This window comes from Thauera aminoaromatica S2, assembly GCF_000310185.1.
Classification (GTDB): Bacteria; Pseudomonadota; Gammaproteobacteria; order Burkholderiales; family Rhodocyclaceae; genus Thauera; species Thauera aminoaromatica.
The window spans coordinates 1-3,648 of the sequence record NZ_AMXD01000223.1 but is presented as its reverse complement, the minus strand read 5'-3'; the positions used below and the strand labels follow the sequence as shown (position 1 = coordinate 3,648).

At 67.4% G+C, this 3,648-nt stretch carries 4 protein-coding genes; all 4 read left to right on the top strand.

The genetic code is table 11. The features are described 5' to 3' along the window. The first annotated feature begins 23 nt into the window (after nucleotides 1–23). The gene (rluB, locus tag C665_RS18845) at nucleotides 24–947 is read left to right on the top strand and encodes a 23S rRNA pseudouridine(2605) synthase RluB (protein ID WP_245537192.1); all 924 of its coding nucleotides are present in this window, start codon (nucleotides 24–26) and stop codon (nucleotides 945–947) included. A gap of 269 nt (nucleotides 948–1,216) precedes the next feature. Next, a complete protein-coding gene (rimP, locus tag C665_RS18840) occupies nucleotides 1,217–1,651 on the top strand; it encodes a ribosome maturation factor RimP (RefSeq protein WP_004327035.1) in 435 nt (144 codons plus the stop codon). Between the two features lie 27 nt (nucleotides 1,652–1,678). Next, nucleotides 1,679–3,154, top strand: coding sequence for a transcription termination factor NusA (nusA, locus tag C665_RS18835; protein ID WP_004327033.1), 1,476 nt, complete (start codon nucleotides 1,679–1,681; stop codon nucleotides 3,152–3,154). 13 nt (nucleotides 3,155–3,167) lie between these two features. Beyond that, a partial coding sequence (locus C665_RS18830) for a translation initiation factor IF-2 associated domain-containing protein (protein ID WP_004327031.1) occupies nucleotides 3,168–3,648 on the top strand: 481 nt, incomplete at its 3' end.

The window sequence follows — 3,648 nt, the reverse complement described above, 5'->3', positions numbered from 1 at the left end:
CGCCTGCGCCGCGCCGGCCGCGCATCGAGGGCGATCCCGTCCGCCATCCCGACGCTCACCGTTCCGCGCTCGGCCAGCCCGAGGGCGGCGAGCGCCCCGTGCGTGGCCGTGGGCCGGGCGGCGGGCGCAACGCGCCCACCACGCTCAGCGAGCCCGAGCGCCTGCAGAAGGTGCTCGCCCAGGCGGGTGTCGCCTCGCGGCGCGAGATCGAGGAATGGGTGGTGGCCGGGCGCATCTCGGTCAATGGCCTGCCGGCCTCGCTCGGCCAGAAGATCGGCCCGGGCGACCGCGTCAAGGTCAATGGCAAGCTCGTGCCGCTGCGCTTCACCCAGCGCTCGCCGCGCGTGCTGATCTACCACAAGCCCGAAGGCGAGATCGTCTCGCGCGACGACCCCGAGGGCCGTCCCACCGTATTCGAGCGCCTGCCCATCCTGCGCAAGGGGCGCTGGCTGGCGGTCGGGCGCCTGGACTTCAACACCTCGGGGCTGCTGTTGTTCACCAACGACGGCGACCTCGCCAACAAGCTGATGCACCCGCGCTACGAACTCGAGCGCGAGTACGCGGTGCGCATCCTCGGCGAGCTCACCGAAGAGCAGGTGAAGTCGCTTACCGACGGCATCCAGCTCGAGGACGGCCCGGCCAAGTTCAACCTGCTGCGCGACGAGGGCGGCGAGGGTGCCAACCACTGGTACCGGGTGACGATCTCGGAGGGCCGCAACCGCGAAGTGCGGCGCATGTTCGAAGCCGTGGGCCTGACCGTGAGCCGGCTGATGCGGGTGCGCTACGGCAGCGTCGAGCTGCCCGCGCGCCTCAAGCGCGGCATGTGGATGGAGATGCCCGAGGCCGAGGCCTGCGCGCTCGCCGGCCTGCCGCCGCCGCAGCAGAGCCGTCAGCAGGATCTGCGCGACAAGCGGCCGGTGAAGCTGCACCGCACCCAGGCGCGTTGAGGCGTCCCGCAGGGACTCCGCAGTCCTCGCCGGGGGAGCGGCGCACGCGCGATCTTCGCGCGTGCGTTTGCTCGTCCCCGCGGTTTGGCTGTATACTCGTCCGGCTTTGATGGATGGATTTCCTTTGTGGCCACGAGCCACGGCAGGCGTCCGCTCCGTCATGCGGTTGTGGCCAGCGGTTTTTCGTGCAGGAACAATTGTTTGATGGGCGTTTCGCCCATTTTTTATTTGTGGCGCCCGACGTGGCGCCGAAGCGGTGGGGCAGGCAGATGCGCGCGGACGTCGAGGGATTGATCGAGCAGGTGGTGACCGGACTGGGATACGAACTCGTCGATATCGAGTTCTCGCCCAAGGGCCGCTTGCTGCGCGTCTTCCTCGACATCGAGCGCGGCATCACGGTCGACGATTGCGCCACCGTCAGCAACCAGCTGCAGCGCGTGTTCGAGGTCGAGAACGTCGATTACGACCGGCTCGAGGTGTCCTCACCCGGCCTCGACCGCCCGTTGAAGAAGCTGGCCGATTTCGAACGTTTCGCCGGCGAGCAGGCGCAGGTCCGCCTGTCGCTGCCGATCGGCAATCAACGCAATTTCGTGGGCGTGATCGAGCGGGTGCAGGACGGCGCGGTGGCGCTGCGCACCGAGAAGGGCGAGGTGCTGCTGCCCTTCGACGACATCGAGAAAGCGCGCCTGGTGCCCCAATTTTGAGACTGTGGATGTGGAGGTTTTACTGAAATGAGCCGCGAGATCCTGCTGCTTGTCGATGCCTTGGCGCGCGAGAAGAACGTCGCCAAGGACATCGTTTTTTCCGCGCTCGAAACCGCCTTGGCCTCTGCGACCAAGAAACGCATCCACGACGATGCCGACGTGGTGGTGTCGATCGACCGCGACTCCGGCGACTACACCTCGAAGCGCCGCTGGCTGGTGATGCTCGACGAGGAGGTCGCGAACGACGAGGCCGAGATGGGCATCATCGATGCCCGCGAGCTGCGCGCCGACGTGCAGATCGGTGACTACATCGAGGAAGAGCTCGAGCCGATCGACTTCGGTCGCATCGGCGCCCAGGCCGCCAAGCAGGTCATCCTGCAGAAGATCCGCGACGCCGAGCGCGAGCAGGTGCTCAACGACTTCCTCGACCGCAAGGAGTTCCTCGTCTCCGGCTCGATCAAGCGCATGGAGCGCGGCAACGCGATCATCGAGGTCGGCCGCATGGAAGCCGTGCTGCCGCGCGACCAGCAGATCCCGCGCGAGAATCTGCGCGTGGGCGATCGTGTCAAGGCCTTCCTGCTGCGCATCGACCGCGGCGCGCGCGGCCCGCAGCTGGTGCTGTCGCGCACCGCGCCCGAATTCCTCATGAAGCTCTTCGAGCTCGAGGTCCCCGAGATCGAGGACGGCCTGCTCGAGCTCAAGGCCTGCGCCCGCGACGCCGGCCTGCGCGCCAAGATCGCGGTCAAGTCCAACGACCAACGCATCGACCCGATCGGTACCTGCGTCGGCCTGCGCGGCTCGCGCGTCACCGCCGTGCGCAACGAGATCGCCGGCGAGCAGATCGACATCATCGTGTGGTCGCAGGATCCCGCCCAGTTCGTGGTCGCCGCGCTGCAGCCCGCCGAGGTCGTCTCCATCGTCGTGGACGAGGAGTCGCACGCGATGGACGTGGTGGTCGACGAGAACAACCTCGCGATCGCCATCGGCCGCAGCGGCCAGAACGTCAAGCTCGCCTCCGAGCTCACCGGGTGGACGATCAACCTGATGAGCGAGCAGGAGTCGGCCGAAAAGACCGCCCAGGAGCAGCAGGGCCTGCGCGCGCTGTTCATGGAGAAACTGGACGTCGACGAGGAAGTCGCCGACATCCTGATCGAGGAGGGCTTCTCCTCGCTCGAAGAGGTGGCCTACGTGCCGCTCTCCGAAATGCTCGAGATCGAGGCCTTCGACGAGGACACGGTCAACGAACTGCGCAATCGAGCGCGCAATGTGCTGCTGACCGAGGCCATCGTCACCGAGGAGCAGCTCGAGAAGGTTTCCGACGACTTGCTCGGCCTCGAAGGCATGGACAAGTCGCTGGCCGCCACACTGGCCCAGCAGGGCATTCGTACCCGCGACGACCTGGCCGACCTTGCGGTCGACGAGCTGGTCGAAATGGCCGGGATCGACGAAGAAAGAGCCAAGGCGCTGATTTCCGTTGCGCGCGCCCATTGGTTCGAAGAATGATGGGAGGGCAGTAATGGAACAGATGAGCGTGACCCAGTTTGCCGGCGAACTGAAAATGCCGGCCGCGGTGCTGCTCGAGCAGTTGAAGCGTGCGGGCGTGGAAAAATCCGGCCCCACCGACCTGCTCACCGAACAGGACAAGGCGAGGCTGCTGGACTACCTGCGGCGTTCGCACGGCGACACCCAGCCCAAGGGCAAGATCACCCTGACGCGCAAGCAGACCTCCGAGATCCGCGCCACCGACTCCACCGGGCGTGCGCGCACGGTGCAGGTCGAGGTGCGCAAGAAGCGCACCTTCGTCAAGCGTGACGAGCTCGCCGAGCAGGCCGGGGTCGAGGCTGCGGCGGTCGAGCAAGCCGAAATCGCCGAGGCGGTCGTCGAGGCGCCCGCGCCGGTCACCGAGGCCGCTGCGCCCGCGGTCGAGCCTGCCGTCGAAGCGGCGCCGGTTGTTGCAGCCGCCGCGCCGGAGGTGGTCGAGCCGCCGGCGGCCGAGG